Consider the following 23886-nt stretch of genomic DNA (forward strand, 5'->3'; position numbering starts at 1 on the left):
CCTGGCGAGCCAGGTGGCAGTGGTTTCTGCCGCGACCTCTCGGTGACGGTGATCCGCTGCTGGTTCACGTGTTCTCCCTCCGTAACCGATCATCATTGATCGTCAAATGACGATGTGATCGTTGAAATGAGATTAATCACGCAAGCGGTCGATATCAATACCCTCTGCCGCTATCATCGTCGTATGGCGATTAATGAGGGCGAGGGTTGCCTCGTCGAGACGCAGGGCTTGGATCCGGCGGTGGCGTTGTTCCACAGCCTCTCGGATGGGACGCGGTTGGCGATTGTCCAGCGGTTGGCGTCCGGGGAAGCGCGGGTCGCGGATCTGATGGCCGGGCTCGGTCTGGCGCAGTCGACGGTGTCGGCGCATGTGGCGTGCCTGCGGGACTGTGGGCTGGTGGTGGGTCGTCCGCAGGGCAGGCAGGTGTTCTACAGCCTGGCCCGTCCTGAGCTGATGGATCTGCTCGCCTCGGCGGAGACCCTGCTCGCGGCGACCGGTAACGCGGTGGCGTTGTGCCCGAACTACGGCACCGACGCCACCTCCCCGACGACGGAGACCACTGCGGAGGTGCGAGCGTGAGCGACGCGTGCGGCTGCGGCCACGACGAACCCACCGCAGACGGCGAGACCGAGGAGCGGGAACCCGAAAAGCTCTGGGAGGTCAGTGAACTGCGCGCTGCCGCAGTTGCCGGTGTGCTGCTGGTGGCGGCACTGATCGTTGGCTGGACCGGCGGCCCACGCCCCGTGGAGTTGGGTTTGGAGATCGCCGCACTGCTGGTCGGTGCCTACACCTTTGTCCCGTCGACGTTCAAACGGTTGGCCAAGGGCAAGATCGGGGTCGGCACGCTGATGACGATCGCCGCGATCGGTGCGGTGATCCTGGGCGAGGTCGGCGAAGCCGCGATGCTGGCGTTCCTGTTCTCCATCAGCGAGGGCCTCGAGGAGTACGCGGTCGCCCGCACTCGCCGCGGTCTGCGCGCGCTGCTGAACCTGGTCCCCGACCGGGCCACCGTGCTGCGTGACGGCACTGAAACCGTGATCAGCCCGGCGGAGCTGCGGGTGGGGGACCGGATGCTGGTTCGCCCCGGCGAGCGTGTCGCCACCGACGGCGTGATCGTCGAAGGCCGTAGCGCGCTGGATGTTTCGGCGATCACCGGCGAATCGGTACCGGTGGAGGCAGGGCCGGGTGCGGAGGTGTTCGCGGGGTCTATCAACGGCACCGGCGTGCTGACCGTCGAGGTCACCACGACCGCTGAGGACAACTCTTTGGCGCGGATCGTACGGATCGTGGAGGCCGAGCAGGCCCGCAAGGGTGACGCCCAACGCTTGGCGGACAAGATCGCCAAACCGCTGGTGCCCGGCATCATGATCGCGGCCGCCGCGATCGCGGTGATCGGTGCGCTCTTCGGCGATCCGGTCACCTGGATCGAACGCGCGCTGGTCGTCTTGGTCGCGGCGTCACCGTGTGCGCTCGCGATCTCGGTACCGGTCACCGTGGTGGCCGCGATCGGTGCTGCGAGCAAGTTGGGTGTGCTGGTCAAGGGCGGCGCCGCGCTCGAGGCGATGGGTCGGGTGCGTGAGGTCGCGCTCGATAAGACCGGCACGCTGACCGCGAACAAGCCCGCTGTCGTCGAGATCTCGACGGTCACCGGCGTCGATCAGGAAACTGTGCTCGGTGTCGCCGCGGCGCTGGAATCGCGCAGTGAGCATCCCCTCGCTCGTGCCATCCTCGCCGCCGTCGACACCTTCGCTCCCGCGACCGACGTCGAGGCCGTCACCGGCGCCGGGTTGACCGGTCTGGTCGACGGCCGGGCGGCACGACTGGGCCGCCCGGGCTGGATAGAACCCGGTGCGCTGGCTGCCGATGTGGAGCGGATGCAGCACGCGGGGGCGACTGCGGTGCTGATCGAGCTCGACGGCCAGGTGATCGGTGCGATCGCTGTGCGCGATGAACTGCGTCCAGAGGCGGGTGAGGTCATCGACCGGTTGCATGCCCTGGGTATTCGCGTGTCGATGCTCACCGGCGACAACGCGCGCACTGCCGCCGCGCTGGCCGCCGAGGCCGGGATCGAAGACGTGCACGCGGACCTGCGCCCGGAAGACAAGGCCCGCATCGTGGCCGAACTGCGTACCGACCGGTTCACCGCGATGGTCGGCGACGGCGTCAACGACGCCCCCGCCCTGGCCACCGCCGACCTCGGTGTGGCGATGGGCGCGATGGGCACCGACGTCGCCATCGAGACCGCCGACGTGGCGCTGATGGGGGAGGACCTGCGGCACCTGCCGCGCGCGCTCGAGCACGCCCGCCGGGCCCGGCGGATCATGTTGCAGAACGTCGGCTTGTCGCTGGGGCTGATCACGATCCTGATCCCGCTGGCACTGTTCGGAATCCTCGGATTGGCGGCGGTGGTGCTGGTCCACGAGCTCGCCGAGATCGTCGTGATCGCCAACGGTGTCCGCGCAGGACGCACGAAGTCCCTGGCCTCGCTGCCCGATTCGACGGCAAAGCCCGCCCCGGCGCTGGCCGGAGCCTCCGCGTGATCGCCACCTCGTCGTCTGCTCCCACCGTTTCGCGGTGGGGGCGGCGACTGCGGTGGGCCGCAGCCGCAGCCGTGTTCGCCGGGATCGACCTCGCGCTCAAAGCATGGGCGCAGACCGCGCTGGACGGGTCGCCGATCGAGGCGGGGCCGGTGGATCTGCGGTTGGCGTTCAACCCCGGCGCCGCGTTCTCGATCGCCGCCGACGCACCGACCTGGGTGATGCTGTCGATCACCACGGTGATCACCACGGCGGTCGCGGTGGCCGGATGGGTTGTCGCACCGCGCGCGAACTTGTTCACCCGGGTCGCACTCGCCGCAATTTTGGGTGGTGCCGCTGCCAATGTCATTGACCGAGCCCCCGACGGGCTGGTCACCGACTATCTGCATACCGGCTGGTGGCCCACCTTCAACCTGGCCGACACCTTCATCGTGCTCGGCGCGACCGCCCTGATCATCACCACCCTGATCGGAAACTCCGATGAGCGAGAACAACTCTCACCCGATCGCCACACCGGCAATCGGGACTGAACCGAGCCCATCGCGTCGGTGGGCAGGGTTGGCGGCGCTGGTCGTGGCCCTGCTCACCGTGGGGCTGGACCTGATGGTCCTCAACGTCGCCCTGCCTACCCTGGCGCAAGACCTGGGCGCGAGCACCACCCAGCTGCAGTGGATCGTCAACGCCTACACGCTGGTCTTCGCCGCGCTGATGCTGCCCGCCGGTGGCTTCGGCGACCGCTACGGCCGCAAACGGCTGCTGCTGGTAGGTCTGGTCGCCTTTGTCGCCGCGTCGGCATGGGCCGCCTACAGCGGGTCCACCGGTTCGCTGATCGCCGCCCGCGCGGTCATGGGCATCGGAGCCGCGATCATCGTGCCGCTTTCACTCGGGATCCTGCCGACGCTGTTCGGTCCAGACCAGCGTCGTCGCGCGATCGCGGTGTGGGTGGGCGCACTGGGCGTCGGTTTGCCGCTGGGCCCGATCGTCGGAGGCTGGCTTTTGCAGCACTTCTGGTGGGGCTCGGTGTTTCTCATCAACGTCCCGGTCGGTGTCGCCGCTGTGGTTGCCTGCATGGTGTTGGTGCCCGAGTCGGCCGATCCGGACGCACCGCCGCTGGACTGGCTCGGGATCGTCACCGCCGTGCCCGGTACGGCGGCGGTGGTGTTCGCCGTCATCCAAGCACCCGAGTACGGGTGGGCCGACCCCATCGTGCTCGCCACTCTCACAGCCGGTGTGGTGCTGATCGTGGGATTTGTGATGTGGGAACGGCGGGCCCGCCACCCTCTGGTCGATCTGGCACTGTTCGCCGATCCCGCCTTCACCTGGCCCACCCTGGCCGCTACTGCGGGGACCTTCACCCTTGTCGGAGTGCTGTTCGTGCTGCCGCAATACTTGCAGATCCTGCGCCATCACGACGCCTTCGGCACCGGACTGCGCTTGGTTCCGTTGGTGCTGGCGATCATCGTCGCCGCGGCCGCGGTCGACAAGATCGTCACCCGCGTCGGCGCGAAAGTCCCGATCGTCACCGGAATGGTAATCGCGTCAGCTGGTTTCGTGCTCGCGTCCCGTATCACCGTTGACACCGGCTACGGCTATGTGGCGACGTGCCTCGCGGTTATCGGCTTGGGCGCAGGGCTGGCGTTGGCACCGGCGGTCGACGCGGTCATGGCGAGCTTGCCCGAACACCGCAGCGCCGCGGGAGCCGGTTTGCTGATGGCCATCCGACAGGTCGGGGCCGCGTTCAGCGTCGCCATCCTGGGCACCCTGCTCACCGTCGTCTACACCCGCGACCTCGACCCCCACCTGAACGGGCTACCCGAGGCCGTGGTCGGCGCGGCACGCGACAACATCGCTGGAGCACAACTGGTCGCGACCGGGCTTCCTGACCCAGCTGGTGCCGACCTTACCGCCACCAGCGCCCACGCCTACACCGAAGCTATATCTGCGGTGTTCCTGGCCAGCGCCGCTGTCAGCGCCCTGCTCGCCGCGGCCATCGCCGCCAAGCTCCCCAAACAGACACCCTCGCCGGGGCGAACATCACCGGCGCCCAGCCCGCGATGAGGTAGACAGTCGGTAGCCAGCCGCGAGGGTGCAGCCCGACAACGCACGTCCGCCCAATCACTGTGTGCTCCCCGAGAAAGGCCTCCACGCCAATGGTTACCACGATCTTGCAGGCCATCGGGCTCTTCCTGGTGACCAACATCGACGACATCATCGTGCTGTCCCTGTTCTTCGCCCGCGGCGCGGGGACTCGCGGAACCACCCTCGCCATCGCAACGGGGCAATATCTCGGTTTCGGCGCGATCCTCGCCGCGTCCATCCTCGTCGCGCTCGGTGTGACCGCGTTGCTGCCGGAACACGCTATCGCCTACTTCGGGCTGATACCGCTGCTGCTCGGTTTGCTCGCCGCATGGCGAGCGTGGCGAAACCACGACGACGACGATCGGGTCGAGGGCAAGAAGGTGGCGGTGTGGACGGTTGCCGCGGTGACCTTCGCCAACGGAGGCGACAACATCGGCGTCTATGTCCCTGTCTTCGCCACCGTGGGAACGGCGGCGATTTTCGCCTACTCGGTCGTGTTCCTGCTGTTGGTCGGGGTGTTGGTGCTCGCCGCGAAGTTCCTCACCACCCGCAAGGGCATTGCCGAGATCTTGGAGCGGTGGGAACACATACTCTTTCCGCTCGTTCTGGTCGTTCTCGGAATTGTCATCCTCGTCAGCGGCGGCGCGTTCGGCCTCTGACCGCCCACCACCCTGTTTACACACGAGATCACCAAGAGGGAGGACGCGAGGTGACCTGTCTGTGCCCGTGCTCGTGTTGTCGATTGCTGTCCGGGAACGACCGGACATGGCGCGTGCGGAGGTGAGCGCTCCCGAGCACCGATGGTCCGGCGGGGTTTCGTTGACTCCCGGGCTCATGACATTCACCGGCGAGATCGGCGACGCAGCTGCCCACGCGCACGCCGCCGTGCAGGTGCTCTTCGTCGCACGAGGGAGACTGACCCTCGCCGACGCGGCCGGACACACCACGCCCGCGCTCGCCGCGATTATCCCACCCGGTGTAGTCCACCAGGTCAGTACCGAACCGGGCACCAGCGGATTCCTCGCGTTCCTCGATCCCGACAGCGTGACCGCCCACGCGGCACTGGCCCGACTGGGCGGGCAACCGCGCCACGCAGTCACCAGCTGGGTCAGCGTCGCTGCGCCCCTACCGGCTCCGCCGGGCGGCGGTCCGGTCACCAGATCGGTGCGCCGGGCCTCGCACCCTGTCGTGGCCGAGGCGCTGCGCCGGGCGACCTGCTGGGTGGGAGGTCCACCCTCGCTGGGCGAACTCGCCGCCGACATCGGGATTTCGGCGAGCCGCCTCTCCCATATTTTCACCGCGCAGGTGGGATTGCCGTATGTGGCGTGGCGGCGGTGGGTACGCCTGCAGCTCGGATTCGCTGTCGTGCGTGAAGGCGGTTCCCTCACCGAAGCCGCGCACACAGCGGGGTTCGCCGACAGCGCCCACCTCACTCGCACCTGCCGCGATCTGATCGGCATCTCTCCGACCGAAGCACTCGTCGCCACCGGATGGCGGCCACCACCCCCACGCGAGCGAGTCACCACCGAATCACGCTGATGGCAGCGCGCGAACTACCTCACGGTCCGGCCACCGGCACCTCGCCGGGCCCAACTTCTGGCGTATCAGCCAGCGCCGGAGCCGGAACCTGTGCGGGCTCTGCCGGTAGCGGTGCAGGTGCTGGTGGAGTGTCTGCTGTTGCCGGCGTGGGAGTGGCCGGCGGCCTCGGATGATCGGAACCTGGCTGGGGCAGCCCCAGTGTGGTGACGACACCGGTCGCCTCGTTGAACACCAACGACCCGCGACCGAAATCGACCCGCACGCCACCCGGGACCGGGTACTCGTTGCTGCGCGGCGTGCCCAGCACGCCGTTGTCCCCGCCGAGCTGGGCGAACCGTTGCCCGATGCGCCCGGCGACTTCATAGACCTGACCGTCGGGGGCTTGGAACAGGTAACCGTTGACGAACCTGGCATACTGCCCGCCCTCGGCGGTGGGCACCGGCTCCGAGGCGGCCAACCCCAGCCGCCCCTGCGGTCCACCGGCATCGACCCAACGCCGAGCCAACATATTGTGGTCGACCAGATCCAACAGCTTGCCCGTCAACGCCGCCAGCGCCGACACGTCGGCATCAACATCAGGATCGGGTTGCGCGGGCACCGGCACCGAAGCCTGTCTCGGCCCCGCACCCGAACCCACACCCGCAGCGATCGAACGGATACGGTCCATCAGCGCATAGGCGGCATCCCCGGCGCAGGTGGTGTTACCGACATCGCGATGAGAGAACACCACCGGTAACTGCACCTGTTCACCCTCGCCATACGGAGTGAACTCGGTGCCCTCGGAGATCATCGTGGTGGTCCCCCGCGGATCCAAACCCGCGACGCGAGCACGCCATCCGACGAACTGACCCATCGCGGTGATCGCCGCCTGGGTCGGGTCCTCGGATTCGTGATTGCCCATGAACGCCACTCCAGCGGTGTTTTCGTTGAAACCACCGGTGTGCGCGCCCTGCACTGGCTCGTCCAAACCGCCGAAATGGCCTTCGAAGATTTGGCCGTATTTGTCCACCAGTGCGTGGTAGCCGATATCGCACCAGCCCAACGTTTCGGCGTGGTAGGCGTAGATCCCGCGCACGATCGCCGCGGACTCGGCCTTGCTGTAGTCGTTGCGGCCCGCGGTGTGATGCACCACGATCCCGCCCAGGCCGTCGTCGTAGGTTGGATCCTCACACCGGATCGATTCGTCGGCGCCCCACTGCGCGCGGCTGATCACCCGTGGCCCGCCACCAGCCAGCGGTGCCGCGATCGCCGACAGGTTCTCCTCACTACGGCCGGGATCGAGCAACACCGCGCTCATCTGCGGGACTGCGGGACCGAGATGGTCCGGGCCCGCGACCGGGGCCGGTCCCCGTGATCCGGGCTCCGCTGTGTCGGTTAGCTTGCGCGTGCTCAGGATTTGCACCGCGTCGGTGTCACCGACATAGACCGGTTCACTACCCTGCATGCGGCCCGGACCGGGGCGGCGAGCCGAAACACTGTCGTCGGTCCCGGCCTCGAACCACGGACCCCAGGAACTGTCGAGTTGGCGGGCCCGCACCATCGTGGTGACACCCGCGAGATCCGGCGCGGTCAACCCGACCATGCTGAAACGACTCCCGTTGGTGAGCTCAGTGACCTGGGCGCCGACCCGATCTGCCAAGTGCTCGGGCACCACACCTGGATCCAACGCCGGGGTCCGCGCCGATATCGGCGCAGTCCCCTCGTCGGTGACGAACCCGATCGGCCCGACCCGGGAACCCTCCGGCAGCGGCGGGGCGCCGGGCACGAGCCGAAGATCCGCGACCTTCAGGTCCGGTAACTGCATGCCGGCCAGCTCGCGCAACGGCAACACGACCCTCGGCGCCCCAGCCAACCCGATCTGGGTCGTCGCAGTAGGCCGGAGCCGATCGGTTTCACTGTCGTTGGAGAACCGGTACTGTCCGTCACCACCGAGGAAACCGGCCGCGACCGGCGCCGCGACCACAGCGACCGCGACCAGGGGAAGCACATAGCTTCGTTTGCGGGTGTAGTTCGGCACGAATACTCCTACGTCAGTAGAAACCACGATGGCGGGCCCGGATCATGCGTCCGAACCGGCACCACCGATCACACCAGCCACAGCCACCTCAAAGAATGAAGTGTTACTTGAGACTGTAGCCAGGGTGTAGCCGTACTTCGGTGCGACACCCGGGGCATCCGCTTGATCGATGAGGCGTCACCGGCGCGGAGAGTCAGCTGATTTCTTCAAGCCCGGCCTATTGCCTGGGCGCGAAGCTGAATCCGTGTCCACGCTCATCTTTGCCCTCGTCCGCTTCGGCTATGCGCCGTTGATGCTGCTCGGCATCAACGGTGCCGGTGTCGCCCTGGCCGCCGCCGGTGCCAACAAACTGTGGCTGCTCGCCTTACTCGGGATCGCGGTGGCGGTGTCGTTCACCGCCGAAGCGGTTCTGCCGTACCGGGCGGACTGGAACACCTCCCACGGTGATACCGGCCGCGACACCGCACACGGCTTCGTCAACGAAACCCTCATCCTGGGCAGCGTCGCCGCCATCCCCGCACTGGCCGCGCTGATTCCTGGTGACGGGATCTGGCCTGGCAGTTGGCCTTTCATTGTCCAGGTGCTGATCGCGATACTCGTCGCCGACTTCGGTATCACCCTGGCTCACTACGCCAGCCACAAGATCGCGATCCTGTGGCGATTCCACGCCGTACACCACAGCGTGCAACGGTTCTACGGCCTCAACGGCCTCATGAAACACCCGCTGCACCAAACCGTCGAGATGACCGCCGGAGTCACACCGCTCCTGCTGGTCGGGATCCCGGTCCCGGTCGCGGCGGCATTATCGCTAGCGGTGGCGGTGCAACTGTTGCTCCAACACTCCAACGCCGACTATCGCGTCGGCCCGCTCAGATACGTTCTGGCGCTCAACGAAGGCCACCGTTTCCACCACCTCAAATGGGCAGGTATCGGTGACGTCAACTTCGGGTTGTTCACCCTGATCTGGGATCACCTGCTGCGCACCTACAGCTACGACCCGCACCGACGGTTCTCCAGCGCAGACCTCGGCATGGCAGCCAAACCCGACTACCCCAGTGGCTACCTCGCCCAACTCGCCGAACCCTTCACCCGTCACGGCACCGTCCAGCCCAGCCCGGAGGCGACGGCTGTGCTCGGCGCCGCCGAACAGGCGAAGAAAGCCTAACGCTCACCGCTCAACACGAAGGAGCACCCCAATGGCGAAGATTCCCGACGCTGCCCGTGCCCGCCACCACGAAGAGATGCAGGCCGCGAACACCACCACCGACCCGGCACGACGCTGGAGCCATCTCGAACGAGCCCACATCCTGTCCCAACCCGATCCCTGGCTGCACACCGCCAACCACGTCGCCATGTTCGCCCTCGCGGTACGTCAACGCGACCGGCGCGAAGCCTTCGGGCAGGTCATCCGGATCATCGTCGCCGCACCAGGGTCGCTGGCCGGGCTCGCCCCGGAAGGCAACACCGGCCGTGCCGATGTCGGATTGCGCCAAACCATGACCACTCCGCCTGATCTCGCCGCGTTGCTGGAGTCGAGCTGATCCGGTAGCCACCCGGTCAGGCGGTGTCTCGATACGGGCGACTCGTTTGGCCGCGGTGGGTTGGGCGAGGTGTCAGGTCCGGGTCGAGTCCAGCGCGGCCAGTGCTGCGTGCAGCCGGGTGGTGGCCTCGTCGGCGACGGTGTCGAAGGCGGGTTGGTCGGTCACCTGGACCATCAGTTGAGGGTTCATGGCTTCGACGATGATGGTGTCGGGGTCGGTCCGGTCGCGGCGGACCACCACGTTGCAGGGCAGCAGGAGTCCGATCTGGCGGTTGGTCTCGACCGCGCGGTGGGCCAGGGGCGGGTTGCAGGCGCCGAGGATGCGGTAGTCCTCCATGTCGTGGCCGAGTTTGGCTTTGAGGGTGGCTCGCATGTCGATCTCGGTGAGGATGCCGAATCCTTGCTCGGCCAGCGCGGTTCGGGTGCGTTCGATTGCGTCGTCGAAGGTGGTGTGCAGGCTCGTCGAGAGGGCTAGGTCCATCATGTGCTCCGATCCGAGACGAGTGGTCAGGCGGTAGGGGTTGGGCAGGACGCGTCGGCGAGGCCGAACCGGCGCATCACCAGGGTGGCCGGGCACCAGCCCATCGCGCTGTAGAGCAGCAGATTCGCCCCGACCAAGGCGGTCAGGATCAACCACCAGGGCGACAGGGTCGTGCTCAGCAGTGCGCTGAGCAGGACCAGGGTTCCGGCCAGGGCCGGGACGAGGCGGGTGATGGTCCATTCGCGCGGTCGCGGTGGCAGTGCCATCGGCGGGAGTCCTTTCGGTGAGTGCCAGACCCCGGGCGTGTGTTGGGGGTCAGGCCAGGGCGAGGAAGAGTTTTTCCAGTTCCTCGATGCTGAGGGGTGCGCGCTCACCGTCGGGGGTTTCGGTGAGGCATTCGCGCAGACCGGTGGCGACGATCTTGAATCCGGCGCGGTCGAGGGCTTTGGAGACCGCGGCGAGTTGGGTGACCACGTCCTTGCAGTCGCGCCCGGCCTCGATCATGGCGATCACCCCGGCCAGTTGGCCTTGCGCGCGGCGCAGCCGGTTGAGGACCTGCGCGATTTCGTCGTCGTTGCCGATCATGATGTGTCCCTTTCTCGGATCCTCACCCCACAATACCCCCAGGGGTATCTGAAGTGAGGATCCGGGAGAGGGGTCGGTGTCGCTGGGTCAGTGGTGGGCGAAGCTGATGGCGGGCAGAACCCGGTGCAACCACGCCGGGCTCCACCAGGCCGCGTGCCCGGTCAGGCGCAGGATCACCGGCAGCAATACCAGTCGAACCAGCAGCGCGTCGAGCAGCACCGCCACACCCAGGATGATGCCCATCTCCTTCGGCGGCAGCGGCTCGGCCAGGGCGAAGGTGAAGAACACCGCCACCATCACCGCCGCGGCGGCGAAAATGACCCGCCCGGAATGCGCCAGCCCGTCCAGGTGCGCGGCGTGTGGGTCGCCTGTGCGTTCGTAATGCTCCTTGGCGGTAGCCAACAGGAACACCGTGTAGTCCATGGCTATGGCGAAGATCATCGCGAAGAAGAACACCGGCCCCCACCCGTCCAGGAACCCTTGCGGGGTGAAACCGAGCAGCCCGGCACCGTGCCCGTCCTGGAAGATCAGCTTGGCCACCCCGAACGCGGCCGCGGTCGAGAGCAAGCTGACCAGGGTGCCCAGGGCCGCGATCAGCGGAGCCCGCAACGCGATCAGCAACAGCACGAACCCCAGGATCAGGATGACCGCCACCACGATGGGCAGGTAGTCGTTCAGGGCTTGTTGCAGGTCGAGGTTCTCCGCCGCCGCACCACCAACGACGGCGTTCTCGGGTAGATCGGCGCGCAGACGGTCCAGGATCTGGGCCATCTGCGGTGCGGACGGATCCACCGCGGGCATCGCCTGCATCATCACCAGGTCGGCGCCGTCGGCGGCGGGCTGGGGTGGGGTGAGCATGAGGATGCCGTCGCTGGCGCGCGCGATGGTCGCGGTGGTCTCGGCCTCGGCGGCGGGAGCGATGATCGAGAGCATGCCCGGGGCTCCAGGTCCGAACTGCTGCTGAATCAGTTCATAGCCTTGGCGCACGGGGGCCTCGGCGGGCACCACCGTGATCGAGGGCATCGCGGTCTTGAGCCCGAACATCGGTATCGCCAACCCGATCAGGATGGTCAGCGCCACCGCAGCGAGGGGCCACGGGTGCTTGTGCAGGATCTGACCCCAGCGTGCGAACACCGGGGAGCGGTGCTGCTGACGGCGCGCGTACGGCAACGCCGCAGCGTTGACCTTGCCACCGAGCGCTCCGAGCGCGGCGGGCAGCAGGGTCAGGGTCGCGGCCAGCACGAACACCACCGCGAGCATGATCCCCACGGCCATGGTCCGCACCGCGGGGGCGGGCACGATCAGCACCGCCGACAAGCTCACCAGAACCGTCAACCCCGAGAGCAGGACCGCCTTGCCGGCGGTGTCCATGGTCTCGGCGACCGCGGCGCGGGGATCGCCCGTGCGGGCCAGGGCGTCGCGGAAGCGAGCCACCAGGAACAACGCGTAGTCGATGCCCAGGGCCAGGGCGAACATCATGGCGAAGTTCATCGCCCACACCGAGATCGGGGTGATCTGGTTCAGCAACACCAGCCCACCCGCGGAGGCGACCAGGCCCGCCAGGGTCAGCAGCAACGGCAGCCCGGCAGCGACCAGTGACCCGAACGCGAGCACCATGATCGCCAAAGTGACCGGCCACGAGTACATCTCGGCCTTGATCATCGCGTCGTGGTTGGCGACGTTGAAATCGCTCCACAACGCCGAGGCCCCGGTCGGGTAGACCTCGATCCCGTCCTGGGACAGCGCGCTCAACGCGTCCTTGTGTTCGTCGACGGCCTTGACCATGTCGTCGGTGGAGGCGTTTGCGCCCGCGATCACGATTCCGGTGTGCTCATCAGGGCTGATCGTGAATCCGGGCTGCGGGGCGATCACCTGCGCGATCCGCTCGTCACCGGCGAACACCGCGGTGACCTGCTCGACCGTACGGGTCATCGCCGGATCGCCGATCCTGGCGGCCTCGGAATGGATCACCACCTGCACCGCGGCCGAGGAATTGCCGCCGAAGTGTCGCTGGGCCAGTTCGCGTGCGCGTACCGATTCCGAGCCGTTGGCCTGCCATCCCGCCCCGGCCAGAGAGGTGAACACGCTAGGCGCGGCGGCTCCGAGTGCGATCAGCACCAGCAACCACACCCCGATCACCGCCTTGGTGCGCCCGGCCATGAACGCACCCCACCGGCCCAGCGCACCGGAGTGCCCGGTGCCGTGGTGAGCGGGTTCGGTGACAGCGAGTTTCGTGTCCACCATTCCACCTTTCGTAAATACCCTAGGGGGTATACCTCGTGTCGAGACGAAGATACCCGAGGGGGTATTGGCGGGCGCATCCCGCCCCCTACTCGCGGCAACCAACTGCAGCCTCATGGGCATCGTCGAGTTCATGCGAGCCACCGCCGGGGACTGGGCTGTATCGCTGCCGAAATCGACCTGCATCTTGATCCGGCGTGCCCGTTCGCGTGGGTGCCCTGCTGGTTGCTGCTCGCTGCTGCCTACGACGGCCCGCATACGGTGCGACTGCGGCACTTATGCACGGCCGTGCTCAACGAAAGCGACGACGTGGACGCCGATCATTGAGCGCTCACGCCGCCTGGGCCGAGTGTTCGCCGCAGCCCGACCGACGGACTCGGGTCTGTGACCAGATCAGCCCCACGCCGACCCCGCGGGACCTGGACGCGCTGGCGGCACCAAGCCGCTACCTAGAGAGTTCAGGGGTTTTCCCGATAGTGACTGTTGGAGATGCAGCGCAGACTGGGACTCACCCGACGGACCACCGAACAGAGGCATCATGCAGCAGCCGAGCATCGACCGCATCGCCGCGGTTTTCGACAGAAACGCCACACGTTACGACCGCCAGATCGGCGCGTTCGAGCGATTTATGCTCGGTGACGCGCGTGGTTGGGCCGTGGGTCATGCCAGGGGACGGGTCCTTGAACTTGCCGTAGGCACTGGGTTGAACTTGCCCCGCTATGGCAGCGAGGTGGAACGGGTCATCGGCCTCGACGTCTCCCAAGGTGTCCTCGATATCGCTCGACAGCGCCCGCACCGCCAGGATCTCGCGGTGCAGCTCCGTCTGGGTGACGTGCAGGACCTCGATGTTCCTGACTCGAGCGTCGATACGGTGGTATCGACCTACACTTTCTGCACCATTCCCGACCCGGGACGTGCCTGTGCGCAGGCGTACCGGGCGCTGATCCCGGGTGGGGTTTTCGTGCTCGCTGAGCACGGACCATCCACCTCAGCACCGGCTCGGCTCTTCATGCGGTTGATCGAGCCGATCAGCGTCAGGTTCGGGGCCGACCATCTGCTGCGTGATCCGATTCCCTACCTGGAAGCCGCCGGATTCGTGATTTCCGAATCACGTCGCACCGGCCGCGGTGGGGTCACCTTCCGGGTCCTGGCGCAAAAGCCCGCTGATTGAGCAGTCGTCTGTCGCGAGTAGTCGTCGGCCCGGTCGTCTGGGCGGTTTCGGATCATCTATTACCCTGGCGGCGTGCAGAGCAGGCGTTGCGGTGTAGCTGTGCGAGTGGGACTCGCGCGGTTGACCGCGGTGTTGGCAGCTCTGGTGGGACTGGCGATGATGCAGACTTCACCGTGCGCGGATGAGGTTCGCGCCTTTGGTCATGACATGCGGTGCGCGACCATCAATGTGTCGTCAGCTGCTGTCAGCGATGAGGGCACTTCTGCGCCGTCAGCGTCGGAAGTGGCGGGCGACCTCGACGCTGGCGCTGATCTTCTCGCCGGCGCCGTGTTGGGGCCGGAGTCTCCGGTCGGAGTGCTCGGGCTGTGTGTGATTCTGCTCCTGAGCGTGTTGTTCGCCGTGGCTCGGCAGGCCCGCGCCCGTCCGATCCTTGTTGTACCGGCACGCGCGGGGCCGCGCCCGCGCAACATTCAGCGGCGCTGGCACGCGCCCAGCTTGGCCATGCTCTGCGTGTTGCGCACATAGGAGCAGGCCTTCTCTCGGTGCGTCCGCATGTTGTCGGCATCCGCAGTCGGCACCGCCGACGCACCATTCGAGGCAACTACTTGACGCGGCCGTGTCGTGTTCGACGCACGGCAAACTGCCGATCACCGTCATCCATAGCGAGCGGTCGCCTGTCGTCGGCATCGGATGCGCCCTCTATGGCGGGAAACCGCGCGCACCGAGACCCGTCCGACATTCCCGCTTTCGGAAAACAGTAAGGAACCGACATGCCGCAAAGGCAGAGCAAGGCTGGCGAGGCCCAGCGTATGAACACGTCAACCCCGGACAAACGAGCCTCTCGCCGAACGCGAAACTTGATGATCTCGGCAGTGATCGTTGCCGTCTTCGTCGCGGTGGCCGCCGTGATCGTCGCGATCAACTCCGGCTCCGAGAAGGACCAGCCCGACGCGGGGGCCGACATTCAGAGCGTGCTCGTCCGCGACAACAGTCATCGGGTCGGTCCCGTCGGCGACGGCAAGGTCACGCTGGTGGAATTTCTCGACTTCGAATGCGAGGCCTGCGGCGCAGCGTTTCCCTTCGTCGAGCAACTTCGCGAAACCTACAGCGGGCGAGTGACATTCGTCGTGCGCTACTTCCCGATCCCGTCGCACTTCAACGCCGAACGCGCGGCACGTGCAGTGGAGGCCGCCGCCGGGCAGGGCGCGTTCGAGGCGATGTACAAGAAGATGTATGAAACACAGCCCGAGTGGGCCGAGCAGCGCGTTCCGAAGGACGACGTCTTCCGCGGCTTCGCCAGCGAACTCGGGTTGAACATGACGCAATGGGACACCGCCTACAGCGATCCTGCCACCCTGCAACGAATCAAGGACGACGTCGCCGACGGCCGAACCCTCGGTGTGCAGGGAACGCCCACCTTCTTCCTCGACGGTGTCAAACTCCAACCGCGCTCCGCCGAAGACTTCATCGAGGCCATCGATGCCGCACTCGCCAAGTGAGGCAAGCATCGCCACGCCGACTCGGAGAAGGGACTATCGGGACCCGTTCCCGCGGCTGCTGCCCTGGCTGTTGCTGATCGGTGGTCTCCTCGGCACGGTGGCTGCGAGTGTGCTCACAGTGGAGAAGATGGCGCGACTGCGGGATCCCGCCTATGTGCCGAGCTGCAGTCTGAACCCCATCGTGTCCTGCGGGTCGGTCATGGACAGCCCGCAGGCGGCGGCGTTCGGTCTCCCCAATTCTGTGCTGGGGATCGCCGGGTTCGCGGTGGTCACCACTGTGGGTGCCGGGCTGCTGTCCGGAGCACGGTTCCAGCGCTGGTTCTGGCTGGGACTACAGGCCGGTGTCAGCTTCGGTGTCGTGTTCGTGCACTGGTTGATCTACCACACGCTATACAGCATCGGGGCACTGTGCCCGTACTGCATGGTGGTGTGGGCGGTGACGATCCCGATCTTCGGCTACGTCACCCTGCGCAACCTCGTGGTGGGTGATCTGCCTGTCCCCGCCGCTGGCCGGCGACTGGCCGACGTCACGGCCGATTACCACGGCGTCGTTGTCACCGTCTGGTCTCTCACGATCGTGTCGTTGATCGGCATCCGCTTCTGGAGCTACTGGAGCACGCTGTTGTGAACGTGGGCGCCGGTCCGTGCCACCCACCTGTCTACTACGATGCATAGTAGACAGGTGGTGGTGATGGAGAAGTTGTCGCGCGTGCAGCCGGGTGCTCGTGGGGTGGTCGTTGGCCTGTTGGTAATTGTCGCGTTGATCGTGGCGATCTGGCCGCGATCGACTTCGTCGCAGACCCGATCCGGGCAACCGGGTGTTTCGGCGGATGCAGTCACCGGCTCCGCCGCAAACGCTCCCGAGGTGGGTCACGCGGGCTTGGCACAGCTGCGGCGTTGCCCGACTACCGCCGTAGCGCCGCAGGCCGACGCCGACTTGCGCGGTGTCTCGGCGCGGTGTCTCGGGTCGACCGACACCGTCGACCTCGGCGCCGCGCTGACCGGCGAGCCGACCTTGATCAATCTCTGGGCATCTTGGTGCGGGCCGTGTCGGGAAGAGATTCCCGTGCTCGATGCGTACGCGAACGAGCCCGGTTCGGTTCGCGTCGTGGGGATCAACGTGCAAGACAACCCCGTCGCTGCCCTGGATCTACTGACAGCCCTGGGCACCGACTATCCGTCATTCGTCGATTCCGGCGACGTGCGCGGGGCATTGTCCGCGCCCCCGGTGCTGCCGCTGAGTTTCCTTGTCCAGCAGGATGGTTCGGTCGCGCGCATCACTACACCCGCTGTATTCGACAACCCCGCCCAGATTCGGGCCGCGATCAGTGAGATGACCCGATGATCCAGCGACAAGGCACGCGAACGACCGCACGACCCACCCCAACACACGTTCGGCGATCCCGGTTTATCGCCGTGCTCGCCCTTGGCATCTGCTCGGTGATCGCCGTGACCGGTTGCGCTGCGGGCTCCGATTCGGTCGCGACTGGTGGTGGCACGTTCGACTTCGTTTCACCGGGCGGGCAGACAGACATCTTCTACGATCCGCCGGAGGCTCGCGGGCAGATCGGGGCCCTGTCGGGGCCCGACCTCATGGCCGAAGACAAGGTTGTGTCCGTGGCCGACTACGCCGGGCAGGTGGTGGTGATCAACCTGTGGGGTCAATGGTGTGGGCCGTGCCGTGCTGAAGCCGACGACCTCGAACGCGTATATGCGGCCACCAAGGACATGGGAGTGCAGTTTCTGGGGATAAATGTCCGTGATCCGCAGCGTGACAAAGCCCAGGATTTCGTCATCGACTACAAAGTCGGCTATCCGTCGATTTATGACCCCTCGATGCGGACGCTGATCGCGCTCGGCGGCAGCTATCCCACCAGCGTCATCCCGTCCACTTTGATTCTGGATCGGCAGCACCGGGTAGCGGCCGTGTTCCTGCGTGCCCTGCTGGCAGAGGATCTGCAACCGGTGATCGAGCGTGTGGCGGCGCGACGATGACGGCGCTCGCCCAGGGGATAGGCACCAGTTTTCAGACCGCCGCCGCGACCGGGCCACTGCTGCTCGCGCTCGCCGCCTGCATACTCGCCGGGCTGGTCTCGTTCGCGTCGCCGTGTGTTGTCCCGCTGGTGCCCGGGTATCTGTCTTACCTCGCTGGTGTTTCCGGCGCCAGCACCTCACCCGGCGGTGCCGATGAGCCGGGCTCGGGCGCAGACCGCTGGCGGGTGGCCGGTGCGGCGGCGTTGTTCGTCGCCGGATTCACCGTGGTGTTCGTCCTTGCCACCGCGTCGGTGTTCGGGGTGATCGGAGCGTTGCGGATCAACGAGGATCTGCTCCAGCGCATCGGTGGTGTGGTCACGATAGTGATGGGTCTGACCTTTGTCGGGCTCATCCCGGCGCTGCAGAAGGACACCCGCTTCGCCCCGTTGCGGATATCCTCGCTTGCCGGAGCGCCCTTGCTCGGGGGAGTGTTCGGGTTGGGGTGGACGCCCTGTCTGGGGCCGACTCTTGCGGGAGTCCTCTCGGTCGCCGCCGGAACCGAAGGCACGACCGCCGCGCGCGGCGTGGCGCTGATCGTTGCCTACTGCGTCGGACTCGGATCACCGTTCATCGTTCTCGGCTTCGGCTCCGCGAAGGCCTTGCGCGGTGTCGGTTGGTTGCGCCGACATTCCAGGACTATTCAAATCGCCGGTGGTGTCATGCTGATCCTGGTGGGTGCGGCGCTGGTCAGCGGTGTGTGGGCGGTGTTCATCGGCTGGCTGCGCAACGAATTCGTCACCGCGGTCGTGCTGCCGATATGACGCCGCGGCGACTCAGTGGCGAGCCACCGACTGCCCGCACGCCGTCTGGTGGCCAACTTCGATGAGCGAGAACAACTCACCTGCCAACTCCACCACCTGGAGGAGTTGAGCCCGCTTCGCTCACATGACCGAACGGGTCGGCATCGAGCGGTTGGTCGTTCGACACCGAGACGTTGGATTCGATGATCCAGCAGACTGTGGAGTCGTCGTGGCTGGTGGGCTGGTCGGTACGGGAAGTGTCCAGCAGTGTTTGCAGGTGGGCTTCGAGGGTGATGAGTTCGGCGATTTGGGCCCGGACCTGGTCGAGGCGCTCGCTGAGGATCGCTTGGACATGGCCGCAGGGTTGTTCGCCGCGGTCGTGGACAGACAGGATCTGACCGGCTTCGCGCAGACTCAGCCCCGCCGCTTGCGCCCGGCGGATGAACTGCAACCGGGCCAGGTGCTCGGAGCTGTAGTCGCGGTAGCCGGTAGGAGTGCGGCCCGGTTCAGGCATCAAGCCCTCGCCCTCGTAGAACCGGATCGTTTTTGTCGTGACTCCGCCCGCTGCAGCCAGTTCACCGATCTTCATCGCATACTCCCTCGGATCCGGCCCCTTGACATTCCATCTTACTGGAAGGTTCAGGATGGGATTGCCAAGCGGGACGCGTGTGGATGGATGGAGGTCGGCGTGAACGAGCTCGAGTGTGCAGTATGCGGGATGACGTGCTGGTGCTCGTCGCGGTGCCGGTGATGCCCGCGTCGAGCGGACCCCTACCGGCCGAGGACGCGGCTGCCGCGCCGCGGCGGTTGGAAGTCGCTATCGGCGGGATGACGTGCGCGTCGTGCGCGACCAGAATCGAGCGGCGGCTCAATACGATGGACAGTGTCGTGGCCACCGTCAACTTCGCCACCGAGAAGGCCCGTGTCGAGATCGATTCCGACACCGCAGACGCCGACGTGATCGAGGTGATCGAAGCCACCGGGTACACCGCACGAATTCCACACCCGGTGCGAGGTCCTGATAGCGAAACCTCCTATGAGACCGAGACATACGACACCGACACTCGCTCACTGCGCCAGCGAATGCGAGTGTCGGTGGCGTTGGCGGTGCCGGTGGTAGCGATGGCAATGGTGCCACCGTTGCAGTTCACCAACTGGGCAGTGGCTGCCGCTCACCCTGGCGGCGCCGATAGTCGTGTGGGGCGCCTGGCCGTTCCACCAAGCGGCGTGGACGAACCTGCGTCACGCCGCCGCGACCATGGACACTCTCATCTCGGTGGGCGTGCTGGCCGCGTTCGGTTGGTCGCTGTACGCGCTGTTTCTCGGTGATGCCGGGTGGCGGTAGCGACCGGACTGGTGGTGCTCGGGATGGGGTTCTACACCCTCAACGGTGGACTCGAACTCGCCGGTTCACCGTTGGCCGCTGGGCGTATCGCCGAGGCGTTCGGCGCGAGCCAGCCGGTGGCCGATGCCTCCGCCGCTACCGTCGCAGACGGCGCGCAGGTCGTGACGATCACCGCCCGCACCGGCGCCTACACACCGGACAACGTCGCAGCGAAGCCCGGTGTACCGACCACCCTGGTGGTCAAGACCAACGGCACCCAGGGCTGCATCCGGTCGCTGGTCATACCGAGCCTCGACATCCAGAAAGTCCTGCCGACCACCGGCGAGACCCGTATCGACCTCGGGATTCTTCGACCCGGCCGCCTGGACTACACCTGCGGCATGGGCATGTACTCCGGCACCCTCACCATTGCTTGAGAAGGGATCGAAAACCTATGGGCACACACACCTTCCGGGTCGACGGCATGCACTGCGGCAGCTGCGCATTGCTCATCGACGACACCCTGCAAGACCTGCCTGGTGTGCGCGAGACCCGCACTTCCCGGAGGCGCAACCGCACCACCGTCGACCTCGACTACGCCACCCCCGGCGATGTCATCGCAGCCATCGCCGAACTCGGCTACACCGCAACGGTCGACTCGTGACGACCCTGGCCTCATTACATTCGCCCAATTCCAAGCCAGCACGGCGCAACCGGCGCCGCCCTGGCAAGCACCAATCCGTCGGCACCCAATAGCCCGATCAACCGATCGCCAGCCGCTTGCACGACTTGACCTTCCATCCTAATGGAACGTTTAGCATCGCTGTGGTCCACCGGTCAGCCGAGATTGTCTTGGCAGCTCTGGGAACCACGACGACGGCACCGTATCAATCCACCGATCGCGCGGCCGACGAGTCCGAACACGCAACCCAGGGAGGTGATTTACGTGAACCCGCTGAAGATGATCTGTGACTGGATGTGCAGCATGATGGGCCCTTGCTGTCCCATGTGACAGCAGGACGGCTCCCGCAATCACGGCGGGCCGATCGACTCTGGACGGTTCCGGTGTCGATCGGGCCCGCTCTGTCCGGACAGTTCAGTCGTCACTCGGCAAACAGCGCGCTGAGGTCGGTCTATCGTCGCTGTTGGCCTTGCCCGACCCGGCGGTAGCTGACTACTGCCGACTCGCACAGGACTCGGCGCAAGAAGAGGTTCGGAGCAGTCGCTGGGATACTGCGGCGTGCTAGCAGAACCGAGTCGGCGTGAGTGAAGTCAAGCCAAGCTGAACCCCACTTGCGAAGAACGTTTGCATCGACGCTATCCAGTGCCACACACTGCTCGATCGAATCCATGTTCGACCATCACCACGCCGTGCGGTTAGTGGAACTGCGTCTGGCCCGCCAAGTAGGGAGCCTTAGCGGCGCTGCCCGTGAGCCGCCTGCGGGCTGTCTGTCGTCCTGGTCGCCATGATGCGCCCGGTCGCCGTGGTGCCGAACCGTCCGTCAGTAGAACTTCTGGCGTGAGGCGGTCAGTGTTCGCAGTCGGTGTGCGCGGGCGGACTGTAGGTGGTCGCGCCGCAGGCGAGGCAGGTGTGTGCGCGGTGGTGGCCGCCGACGCGCCGACACGGCATTGCGGCGACGACTGCTCGTCCTGCGCCGAGGCGGTGGCCGTTGGGGCAGAACCGCGGCGAGGGCTCTGTCCAGACACCGAGCCTCACGTATGGTCGCGTGGATTCGCACACATGTTCGACTATAGCCCGGGTGTTGCTGGTAGGCGACACCCGGACGCCTAGCGCTGGGAGGCTTACAGACCGACTTTCGCCGGTGCCCGGTTGATGTGAGCGGCCAGCGCGGTGGTGACGTGTTCGGCGTCGCGGTGGACGCCGCGCAGCGTGTTGGAGGAGAACGTCCGCTGGAACTCGAGCCCGACGTAGGCGAGGCCGGGGTGTGTGGTGGATATACCGGCGTTGTGGAGTGGGTATCCGTCAGCGAGGGCGCCGAGCTCGGTGAGGTAGCCGAGGTTGGGGCGGTAACCGGTGGCGTAGAGCACGGTGTCGACCGCTTCGCGAGTGCCGTCAGCCCAGACGATGGCGTCGGTGTCGAAGCTGGTGAACATGGGTCGGCGGTCCATGCGCCCGGTTGTGAGGGCGTGTTGGTAGTCGCCGGTGTCCATGACGAGGGTGCCGCCGACGTAGCGGATGAGCCATTCGGGTGGGAGTTGGTCGAATCCGGTAGAGACGAGCCAGTGGTGGATGTCGTGTCCGTCGCGGTGTTGGGGCAAGAAGTTGATCGGGTTGTGTGTGGCGAGGGTGACGGTGGCGTGGTCGGTGAGTTCGTAGGCGATTTGCACGGCGGAGTTGCCCGCGCCGACGACGATGACTCGTTGACCCGAGTAGGGCTCGGGGCGCCGGTAGTCGGCGGCGTGCAGGACGGTGCCTTGGAATTTGTCTCCTCCGGGCAGTTCGGGCACAGAGGGGTTACCGAAGGAGCCGGTGGCGGCGACGATTCCGGCGGTGTGGAGTTGTTGGCCGTCGTCGGTGTGGACGACGAATCCTTGGTCGGGGTGGGGCTCGACGGTGGTGACGGTGGTGTGGGTGCGGATGTCGGCGTCGAGGGTTTTCGCGTAGCGGCGCAGGTAGTCGACGACCTCGTCACGATGCGGGTAGTGGTGGGGCTCGGCGGGGAAGTTCAGACCGGGCATGGTGCTGTGTTGGGCGGGTGAGAACAGGGTGAGGCTGTCGTAGTAGTGCGACCAGGATCCGACGGGGTCGGGCCCGGCCTCGAGCACGACTGGGGTCAGGTGGTGGTCGGTGAGGGCGCGTGCGGCGGTGAGTCCGGATTGTCCTGCGCCGATGACGATTGCGTCGATCATGAGTGTTGTTCTTTCGGTGAGTGTTTCGGGATGGTGGTCAGTGACAGTGCCGCGGCGAGGGCGGCGGCTGTGCCCAGGATCAGGAACGTGGCGGGATAGCCGCCGAGGTTCGCGGCCAGGGCCGTGGCCACGAACGGTGCTGAGGCGATGGTGATGGTCATCGGTGCGGAGACGAGCCCAGTGAGTTGCCCGTAGTGGGCCGAACCCCACCGATCGGTGATCGCGGTGGCTTGCAGCAGGGTGAACACCCCGCGTGCCATGCCTGACAGGATCGCGGCGACGGTCAGTGCTGCTGCGGTGGTGAAGATTCCGAGCAGCATGGTGGTGGCGGCGATCGCGATCAGGATGATTGCGGTGCGGGTGCGCACACTGGTTCGGTCGGCGAAGGCGCTGTAGCCGATCCGGCTCACGACCTGCCCGAGTCCGCCCAGTCCGAGAGCGAGTGCTGCGGTGGTGGTGGAGATCCCGCGCTCGGTCATCAACGGCACGAGGGTGACCACGACCGCGAAGGACGCGAATCCGGTGACGCTCAACGCGATCGCCAGGGTGATGAATGCCCGGCTGCGCGCGATGCTGCCGGGGTTGCCCAGGTGGGCGTGTTCGGTGCCTTCTTCGGGTCGGGTCGGCCAGGCCAATCGCAATCCGAACCAGTGGCCGGGGATCGTCACGACCGCGAGGATCGCGGCGAGGATCAGATAGGTTGCGCGCCAGTCGAACCTGGTTGCCAGGGCTGCGGTCAAGGGTGCGAAGACGGTGGAGGCCAGCCCACCTGCGAGGGTCAGCACGGTCAGCGCTTTCACCTGGTCGGGCCCGTACCAGCGGGTCAGCGCAGCGAAGGCCGGGGGATAGAGCACCGCGCCCATCGAGATCCCGGCCAGCGCCCAGCCCAGGAGAAACGCTCTCGGGGTTTGCGCGGTGGCCACGACGATCAGCGCCGTGACCGCGAGCGCCGAGCCTGCGGTCATCACCGTGCGGGGTCCGTGGCGGTCAAGGCGACGGCCGACGAGTATTCCGGTGAGCGCGGTGAGAAGTTGTCCGGCCGAGAACACCCCGGTCAACGCGGTCGCCGACCAACCGGTGTCGGTGGCGATGGATCCCAGCAGGACCGGGAAGGCGTAGAACAGGATTCCCCAGCTGGTGATCTCGGTGACGCACAAGACCACCAGCACCCGCCGCAACCCGGTCGCGGCGGGTGCCGTCGGTGTCGAAACAACCTGCATCGCAGTGG

Annotated in this window: 24 protein-coding genes and 1 pseudogene; 17 read left to right on the top strand and 8 right to left on the bottom strand. The window is 66.5% G+C overall.

Translation table 11 applies throughout. The features are described from left to right. The first annotated feature begins 183 nt into the window (after nucleotides 1–183). The 6 genes from QH270_RS33010 (at nucleotide 184) to QH270_RS33035 (ending at nucleotide 6155) form a co-directional block, all read left to right on the top strand. Nucleotides 184–579 carry an ArsR/SmtB family transcription factor gene (locus tag QH270_RS33010; protein WP_054811719.1) on the top strand — a complete coding sequence of 132 codons (396 nt, stop codon included), beginning with the start codon at nucleotides 184–186 and terminating at the stop codon, nucleotides 577–579. Next, on the top strand, nucleotides 576–2540 hold the full coding sequence (locus tag QH270_RS33015) for a heavy metal translocating P-type ATPase (protein WP_054811718.1): 1965 nt from the start codon (nucleotides 576–578) through the stop codon (nucleotides 2538–2540). Before QH270_RS33010 ends, QH270_RS33015 begins: the two co-directional genes overlap by 4 nt. After that, nucleotides 2537–3067, top strand: a complete 531-nt coding sequence (gene lspA / locus QH270_RS33020) for a signal peptidase II (protein ID WP_054811717.1) — start codon at nucleotides 2537–2539, stop codon at nucleotides 3065–3067. The genes QH270_RS33015 and lspA overlap by 4 nt, the downstream gene beginning before the upstream one ends. A 28-nt stretch (nucleotides 3068–3095) precedes the next feature. Next, entirely contained in the window at nucleotides 3096–4595 is a 1500-nt protein-coding gene (locus QH270_RS33025; protein ID WP_223518920.1) for an MFS transporter, read from the top strand. A gap of 92 nt (nucleotides 4596–4687) precedes the next feature. Continuing rightward, nucleotides 4688–5275, top strand: a complete 588-nt coding sequence (locus tag QH270_RS33030; RefSeq protein ID WP_054811715.1) for a cadmium resistance transporter — start codon at nucleotides 4688–4690, stop codon at nucleotides 5273–5275. 175 nt (nucleotides 5276–5450) lie between these two features. Continuing rightward, nucleotides 5451–6155 (top strand): AraC family transcriptional regulator, encoded by a 705-nt coding sequence (locus tag QH270_RS33035; RefSeq protein ID WP_228787576.1) that lies wholly within the window; start codon nucleotides 5451–5453, stop codon nucleotides 6153–6155. A 19-nt stretch (nucleotides 6156–6174) separates the two neighbouring features. Here the strand turns inward: QH270_RS33035 and QH270_RS33040 are convergent, their stop codons facing one another. Then, nucleotides 6175–7452, bottom strand: a complete 1278-nt coding sequence (locus QH270_RS33040) for an N-acetylmuramoyl-L-alanine amidase (RefSeq protein ID WP_054811732.1) — start codon at nucleotides 7450–7452, stop codon at nucleotides 6175–6177. 1012 nt (nucleotides 7453–8464) lie between these two features. Here QH270_RS33040 and QH270_RS33045 point away from each other — a divergent pair. Beyond that, nucleotides 8465–9337, top strand: a complete 873-nt coding sequence (locus QH270_RS33045) for a sterol desaturase family protein (RefSeq protein WP_054811713.1) — start codon at nucleotides 8465–8467, stop codon at nucleotides 9335–9337. A 31-nt stretch (nucleotides 9338–9368) separates the two neighbouring features. After that, a complete protein-coding gene (locus QH270_RS33050; protein WP_054811712.1) occupies nucleotides 9369–9713 on the top strand; it encodes a DUF3703 domain-containing protein in 345 nt (114 codons plus the stop codon). Between the two features lie 72 nt (nucleotides 9714–9785). Here the strand turns inward: QH270_RS33050 and QH270_RS33055 are convergent, their stop codons facing one another. The 4 genes from QH270_RS33055 to QH270_RS33070 form a co-directional block, all read right to left on the bottom strand. Beyond that, on the bottom strand, nucleotides 9786–10193 hold the full coding sequence (locus tag QH270_RS33055; protein ID WP_054811731.1) for a DUF302 domain-containing protein: 408 nt from the start codon (nucleotides 10191–10193) through the stop codon (nucleotides 9786–9788). A gap of 26 nt (nucleotides 10194–10219) precedes the next feature. Next, nucleotides 10220–10459 (bottom strand): YgaP family membrane protein, encoded by a 240-nt coding sequence (locus QH270_RS33060; RefSeq protein ID WP_054811711.1) that lies wholly within the window; start codon nucleotides 10457–10459, stop codon nucleotides 10220–10222. A 49-nt stretch (nucleotides 10460–10508) separates the two neighbouring features. Beyond that, nucleotides 10509–10778 (bottom strand): metal-sensitive transcriptional regulator, encoded by a 270-nt coding sequence (locus tag QH270_RS33065; protein ID WP_054811710.1) that lies wholly within the window; start codon nucleotides 10776–10778, stop codon nucleotides 10509–10511. 87 nt (nucleotides 10779–10865) lie between these two features. Beyond that, a complete protein-coding gene (locus QH270_RS33070; RefSeq protein ID WP_054811709.1) occupies nucleotides 10866–13022 on the bottom strand; it encodes an MMPL family transporter in 2157 nt (718 codons plus the stop codon). Nucleotides 13023–13557: 535 nt separating this feature from the next. Between QH270_RS33070 and QH270_RS33075 the strand changes: the two genes are divergently transcribed. The 6 genes from QH270_RS33075 to QH270_RS33100 all read left to right on the top strand — a co-directional run bounded on the left by QH270_RS33075 (nucleotide 13558) and on the right by QH270_RS33100 (nucleotide 18484). Further along, nucleotides 13558–14190 (top strand): class I SAM-dependent methyltransferase, encoded by a 633-nt coding sequence (locus tag QH270_RS33075; protein ID WP_280348635.1) that lies wholly within the window; start codon nucleotides 13558–13560, stop codon nucleotides 14188–14190. A gap of 860 nt (nucleotides 14191–15050) precedes the next feature. After that, nucleotides 15051–15689: a DsbA family protein gene (locus tag QH270_RS33080; RefSeq protein ID WP_104897740.1), complete on the top strand. Its 639-nt coding sequence runs from the start codon at nucleotides 15051–15053 to the stop codon at nucleotides 15687–15689. 70 nt (nucleotides 15690–15759) lie between these two features. Continuing rightward, nucleotides 15760–16317: a vitamin K epoxide reductase family protein gene (locus QH270_RS33085; RefSeq protein ID WP_228787596.1), complete on the top strand. Its 558-nt coding sequence runs from the start codon at nucleotides 15760–15762 to the stop codon at nucleotides 16315–16317. Nucleotides 16318–16380: 63 nt separating this feature from the next. After that, entirely contained in the window at nucleotides 16381–17034 is a 654-nt protein-coding gene (locus QH270_RS33090; RefSeq protein ID WP_086843848.1) for a TlpA family protein disulfide reductase, read from the top strand. After that, a complete protein-coding gene (locus QH270_RS33095; RefSeq protein WP_082392787.1) occupies nucleotides 17031–17684 on the top strand; it encodes a TlpA disulfide reductase family protein in 654 nt (217 codons plus the stop codon). Before QH270_RS33090 ends, QH270_RS33095 begins: the two co-directional genes overlap by 4 nt. Further along, nucleotides 17681–18484, top strand: coding sequence for a cytochrome c biogenesis CcdA family protein (locus QH270_RS33100; RefSeq protein WP_067514643.1), 804 nt, complete (start codon nucleotides 17681–17683; stop codon nucleotides 18482–18484). The genes QH270_RS33095 and QH270_RS33100 overlap by 4 nt, the downstream gene beginning before the upstream one ends. A gap of 76 nt (nucleotides 18485–18560) precedes the next feature. On the opposite strand, the gene QH270_RS33105 is transcribed toward QH270_RS33100, so the two are convergent. Next, complete coding sequence (locus tag QH270_RS33105; RefSeq protein ID WP_054811703.1) at nucleotides 18561–19052, bottom strand: heavy metal-responsive transcriptional regulator; 492 nt, start codon at nucleotides 19050–19052, stop codon at nucleotides 18561–18563. A 239-nt stretch (nucleotides 19053–19291) separates the two neighbouring features. On the opposite strand from QH270_RS33105, the pseudogene QH270_RS33110 reads away from it, so the two are divergent. From QH270_RS33110 to QH270_RS33120, 3 genes and pseudogenes are all read left to right on the top strand, one after another. Continuing rightward, nucleotides 19292–19799: pseudogene (locus tag QH270_RS33110) on the top strand (cation transporter); the annotation flags it as partial. After that, nucleotides 19799–20224 carry a cupredoxin domain-containing protein gene (locus QH270_RS33115; RefSeq protein ID WP_054811701.1) on the top strand — a complete coding sequence of 142 codons (426 nt, stop codon included), beginning with the start codon at nucleotides 19799–19801 and terminating at the stop codon, nucleotides 20222–20224. The pseudogene QH270_RS33110 and the gene QH270_RS33115, both read left to right, overlap by 1 nt. Before the next feature lie 17 nt (nucleotides 20225–20241). After that, a complete protein-coding gene (locus tag QH270_RS33120) occupies nucleotides 20242–20451 on the top strand; it encodes a heavy-metal-associated domain-containing protein (protein ID WP_054811700.1) in 210 nt (69 codons plus the stop codon). Nucleotides 20452–21590: 1139 nt separating this feature from the next. Here the strand turns inward: QH270_RS33120 and QH270_RS33125 are convergent. Together QH270_RS33125 and QH270_RS33130 are read right to left on the bottom strand one after the other, a co-directional pair. After that, nucleotides 21591–22658 carry a flavin-containing monooxygenase gene (locus QH270_RS33125; protein ID WP_054811699.1) on the bottom strand — a complete coding sequence of 356 codons (1068 nt, stop codon included), beginning with the start codon at nucleotides 22656–22658 and terminating at the stop codon, nucleotides 21591–21593. Continuing rightward, nucleotides 22655–23878: an MFS transporter gene (locus QH270_RS33130; protein WP_067514641.1), complete on the bottom strand. Its 1224-nt coding sequence runs from the start codon at nucleotides 23876–23878 to the stop codon at nucleotides 22655–22657. Before QH270_RS33130 ends, QH270_RS33125 begins: the two co-directional genes overlap by 4 nt. Nucleotides 23879–23886: the final 8 nt, after the last annotated feature.

This window comes from Nocardia neocaledoniensis (assembly GCF_029868625.1).
GTDB lineage: Bacteria > Actinomycetota > Actinomycetes > Mycobacteriales > Mycobacteriaceae > Nocardia > Nocardia neocaledoniensis_A.

Excerpts from the sequence above, each read along its gene's own strand:
- QH270_RS33010 (WP_054811719.1), top strand. The coding sequence starts at position 184 with ATGGCGATTAATGAGGGCGAGGGTTGCCTCGTCGAGACGCAGGGCTTG.
- QH270_RS33030 (WP_054811715.1), top strand. The coding sequence starts at position 4,688 with ATGGTTACCACGATCTTGCAGGCCATCGGGCTCTTCCTGGTGACCAAC.
- QH270_RS33035 (WP_228787576.1), top strand. The coding sequence starts at position 5,451 with ATGACATTCACCGGCGAGATCGGCGACGCAGCTGCCCACGCGCACGCC.
- QH270_RS33040 (WP_054811732.1), bottom strand. The coding sequence starts at position 7,452 with ATGAGCGCGGTGTTGCTCGATCCCGGCCGTAGTGAGGAGAACCTGTCG.
- QH270_RS33045 (WP_054811713.1), top strand. The coding sequence starts at position 8,465 with ATGCTGCTCGGCATCAACGGTGCCGGTGTCGCCCTGGCCGCCGCCGGT.
- QH270_RS33050 (WP_054811712.1), top strand. The coding sequence starts at position 9,369 with ATGGCGAAGATTCCCGACGCTGCCCGTGCCCGCCACCACGAAGAGATG.
- QH270_RS33055 (WP_054811731.1), bottom strand. The coding sequence starts at position 10,193 with ATGGACCTAGCCCTCTCGACGAGCCTGCACACCACCTTCGACGACGCA.
- QH270_RS33060 (WP_054811711.1), bottom strand. The coding sequence starts at position 10,459 with ATGGCACTGCCACCGCGACCGCGCGAATGGACCATCACCCGCCTCGTC.
- QH270_RS33065 (WP_054811710.1), bottom strand. The coding sequence starts at position 10,778 with ATGATCGGCAACGACGACGAAATCGCGCAGGTCCTCAACCGGCTGCGC.
- QH270_RS33070 (WP_054811709.1), bottom strand. The coding sequence starts at position 13,022 with ATGGTGGACACGAAACTCGCTGTCACCGAACCCGCTCACCACGGCACC.
- QH270_RS33075 (WP_280348635.1), top strand. The coding sequence starts at position 13,558 with ATGCAGCAGCCGAGCATCGACCGCATCGCCGCGGTTTTCGACAGAAAC.
- QH270_RS33080 (WP_104897740.1), top strand. The coding sequence starts at position 15,051 with ATGATCTCGGCAGTGATCGTTGCCGTCTTCGTCGCGGTGGCCGCCGTG.
- QH270_RS33090 (WP_086843848.1), top strand. The coding sequence starts at position 16,381 with ATGGAGAAGTTGTCGCGCGTGCAGCCGGGTGCTCGTGGGGTGGTCGTT.
- QH270_RS33095 (WP_082392787.1), top strand. The coding sequence starts at position 17,031 with ATGATCCAGCGACAAGGCACGCGAACGACCGCACGACCCACCCCAACA.
- QH270_RS33100 (WP_067514643.1), top strand. The coding sequence starts at position 17,681 with ATGACGGCGCTCGCCCAGGGGATAGGCACCAGTTTTCAGACCGCCGCC.
- QH270_RS33105 (WP_054811703.1), bottom strand. The coding sequence starts at position 19,052 with ATGAAGATCGGTGAACTGGCTGCAGCGGGCGGAGTCACGACAAAAACG.
- QH270_RS33120 (WP_054811700.1), top strand. The coding sequence starts at position 20,242 with ATGGGCACACACACCTTCCGGGTCGACGGCATGCACTGCGGCAGCTGC.
- QH270_RS33125 (WP_054811699.1), bottom strand. The coding sequence starts at position 22,658 with ATGATCGACGCAATCGTCATCGGCGCAGGACAATCCGGACTCACCGCC.
- QH270_RS33130 (WP_067514641.1), bottom strand. The coding sequence starts at position 23,878 with ATGCAGGTTGTTTCGACACCGACGGCACCCGCCGCGACCGGGTTGCGG.